Annotated in this window: 1 pseudogene; it reads right to left on the bottom strand. The window is 70.4% G+C overall.

What is annotated here, in order from left to right:
• A pseudogene (locus VNT59_RS01600) lies at positions 1–3689 on the bottom strand (hypothetical protein); the annotation flags it as partial.

Raw genomic sequence — 3689 nt, 5'->3', positions numbered from 1 at the left:
TTGTAGGTGCGCTCCACTGGCCCCGCTTCGGCCTCGGTCACGCGCTGCTGCGCCGACGCAAGCCGCTCGCGCAGTCGGCGGATCTCGGCGTTGTTGTTGGCGAGCTGGTAGTCGGCGAATCCCTTGCGCCCGGCGAAGTCGCCCTTCTTCAGCGCCGCGATGCGCTCGTCGGAAAAGCCGAGTGCCTTCAGCGCCGCATCGTCGCCCTTGCGCAGCGCCGCGTTGGCCGCGCGCATCTTCTCCTGCGCCGCCTCGCGCTCGGAGAGGTTGGCCTTGATGCGGTCGAGCTCGGACTGCGGCGAGTTGTCCACCGGAGCCTTGGCCGCCTTGAGCATGCGGGCGATGCCCTTTTGCAGGAACTCGCTCGCGTCCTGCGCCCGCTTATCGGCCGCCGCTATGCGTTTGCGGTTGCGCTCCACCGGGAAGTTGGCCGGGCCGGCGATCATGGCCGACATCACGTTCGCGTGCGAGGCAAGCGATGCCAGATACCGCTGGCGATACCCGCTCACCAGAGACTGCATGGCCTCGGTAATCCGGGCGACGGCCTGCGGATCGTTCCCGGCTGCGCGCTCGGCGGCCTTCCACGCCTGCACCATCTGGCGCACGTAGTCGCGCTGGGCGCTGGCGCCGCGCCGTTCCGGGTTGTGCGAGGTGCCCATGTACGCACGGTTGGCGGTCTCCCGCGGGATGTCGCTTTCGTGCACCGGGACGGGCATCTTTGCGGCGTACTCGCGCACGGCCTCGTACTGGCCGTCGTGGACCGCCTGCGTCAGTTCGTCGCCAGCCAGGAAGTTGCCGCGCCCCATCTCGTCGGCGGCTTTCTGGCCCAGCTCGGCGACGATGGCCTTGCGCGCGGCTTCGCGCACCGCAGCGAAGTCCTCGTCGGGCCGGTCCTTGGCGATCTCGCGCGCGATCTCGGCTGCCGTGCGCTCGCTCTTTGCCGGTGCGGCGTCTTCTTTCGTGGGGGCGGCTTCGCCAGCAGGGGATTGCTCCCCCGCTGCCTTCAGCACTTCTTCTTTTTGCCCTTGGCCATGGCTTTCTCCTTCGCTTGCTGCTGCCGCACTGGTACCGGGGGCGGCGGCTTTCCCGGATTCGGCTTCCACGGCCTTGCCGCCGTAGAAGTGCTGGCGCTTGGACACCGCTCCGGCATCCTTCATCGCCTGCTTGATCTGCTCGCTGGTGGCATCCTCGGCCACCGTGACCGGCTCGCCGGTGTCGTAGTTCAGAGCCGGGTCCTTGCCGACGTAGATCACGCCACCGCGAACGGTGATCGGCTCCGCGCTGGCCGGGGTGATGCCCAGCGTCAGCGGCTTGTCGGCTGCACCGGCGGTATCGGATGCGGGCGGGGTTTTCTCATTGGCTACCTTCCCTTGATCCCCAGCTTCGCCAGATCGGCTCCGCTCGGCTTCGCTGCCCGGCGCTGCACGCTGTACGCGATCGCTACCGCCTGCTTCTGCGGCTTGCCGGCCTTCATCTCGGCTGCCACGTTCTTGCTGAACGCGGCCTTGCTCGTGCTGTTGATCAGGGGCATGGTCTTGTCCTTTCTCTGCGGCCTTGGCCGCTTCGGTCAGTGTTGCGTGGGGCTGCTCGGCCGCGCCGTTCGCTCGATCAGCGACATCTGCTCGCGGCTGCACTTCAGCCGCTTGGCCGTTTCCAGCAGGAACCGCGGCAGGCGCGGCGGCTTCGGCGGTGGCTTGGGCACTCTTCGCACTCGGGAACTCCTTGACGATGGGCAGCAGCTTGTCGGCCGGCGCATTGAAGCGGATCACCTTGACCGGCTTGCCCTCGGCACCAGCGGCCAGCCAGAGGTGATGCCCGTCCACCACATGCCCGTCCGACGAGACCAGGATCGCGCGCTCGCTGTCGCTGCCGGCCTGTTCGGCGGCCTTGGCTTCGCTGTACTCGGCTTGGCTCGGCTTCAGGCTGGCCGGGTCCACTTCTTCGGTCTGGTGCTCGATGCCCCGGGCCGTGAGGAAGTTGACCAGCGCCCCATGCGCCTGGGCGTGCACCTGCGGCAGCTCGGCGCGCGGCAGGCCCAGCGTGCCGGTCGTGGCCGGGAACGCTTGCCAGTCGCCCGTCTTGCGCACCGCGAACCCGCCGGGGACCTGCACCACCTCATGGCCGGGTCCGGCCTTCTTGGCGGCGTTCATCGCCGGCAGGCGCGAGGCGAACGGCTTGCCGGACTTGGCCAGGATGTCGGCCGGCAGCGCCGCAGCAGCGGTTGCAGGTTTTTCGGCAGCGGTTGCAGGCGGCGTGACAGCGGCGGCGGGTTTCGGCGCGGCGCGCGTCTGCGCGGCCTGCTCCACGTCGGGCGTCAGCCCCAGTTCCCTCTTGCGCCGCGCCTCGGCCTGCGCAGCCTGCTCGCGCTCGGCCAGTTGCGCTCCGGTGGCCGCCTGCCCGGCGTTGTCCACCGTGACTACCGGTGCGGGAAGCGCCAGCAACGGGCGCTCTTGGGCAAGCGCGAGGTCGCCCGTGGGGATGTCGCGCTGGAAGTCGAGTGCACCGCGATCCGGCGCAGCGCCGCGCTCGGTGCCCCATTCCGGCGTCGGGATCGCCGTGTCGCTGGCGGTCATGTCCATCGGCCGCTCGGCCGGGTGCTCGTACTTCTCCAGCAGCTTGTCCAGCAGCTTGGAGTTGTACTGCCGCACGCCCTTCGGCACGTCGTCGCGCTGCACGATCCCGTAGGCGTGCATCGCGTCTTCGCGGTCCTGCCCCTGCATGCGCTGGATGCGCTCGGCAATCGGGTCGATCACCGGGGCGGGTTCTTCCACCGGGGGAGCCGGCGGGGCGTTCTCGATCGCCTGCGCCTTGGCTTCGGTCGCCACGTTCGCGGCAGCCGACAGCGGGCCGACCTCGGGCACGGTGTCCTGCTTGCGTACGGCGTCTGCCGCGGCCTTCTGCGCGGTCTGGTGCGGCGCTCCGGCGCCTTCCCCGAGACCCATGACGCCACCGGTCACGAGGCCCATGGCGGCCTGGTTGCCGACACCCTTCATGACGTCCGGCTCGCCCATGGCGATGTTGGTCATCGCCTGTTCCTGCGCGGACTGCGGCATCTCCTGCAGCGCGCCTTCGCTGAAGGCGGCCTTCGCCAGCCGAACCGGAAGCGACCCTTGCGGGCCAGCCGCCTTGGAGCCGGAGAACAGCGCCGTCTCGGCCGAGCCCATGAGCTTGCCGGCCCCGCGCGTGATGGCGGCCGTGGTGGCCCCTGCAGCCAGCGCCGGCAAGGCGTACTGGCTGTAGTCCCGGCCCGCGGCCTGCGCCTGGTCGGCGATCTGGCCGGCGGACTGCCCGCCTTCGCCGATGCCGGAGGCCAGCAGCAGCTTGTTGGTGGCGGCGTCCACGGCTTCCTGCGCCGCCTTCTGGCCGGCTTCGGTCGCCAGACCGCCGAAGGGTGCCGCGGCTTTCAGGGCGATCCGGCGCGCGACTGCGTTGGTCACGGCGCCGATGCCGAGCATGCCGGGGACGGATTCCACCACCGAGCCGGCCACCGCCCGGGGGTTCTTCGCCGCGGCGATCATGGTGTCGACGAAGCCCTCGGCGTCCTGCACCGCCTGCTCGGACTCGCGCTGCTGCGGGCTCAGGTACTCGGCCAGCATCTGGTTGGCCGCTTGCGGGTCGTAGCCGAGCGCGCGCAGGCCCTGCCCGGCGAGGCCACCGGTGGCAAGGCTCGCGGCGCCCACGGCGGACTG

The organism is Ramlibacter sp. (assembly GCF_035554825.1).
Taxonomy (GTDB): Bacteria; Pseudomonadota; Gammaproteobacteria; order Burkholderiales; family Burkholderiaceae_C; genus Ramlibacter.
The sequence above is the reverse complement of the archived record's forward strand: the minus strand, read 5'-3'. Positions and strand labels throughout refer to the sequence as shown.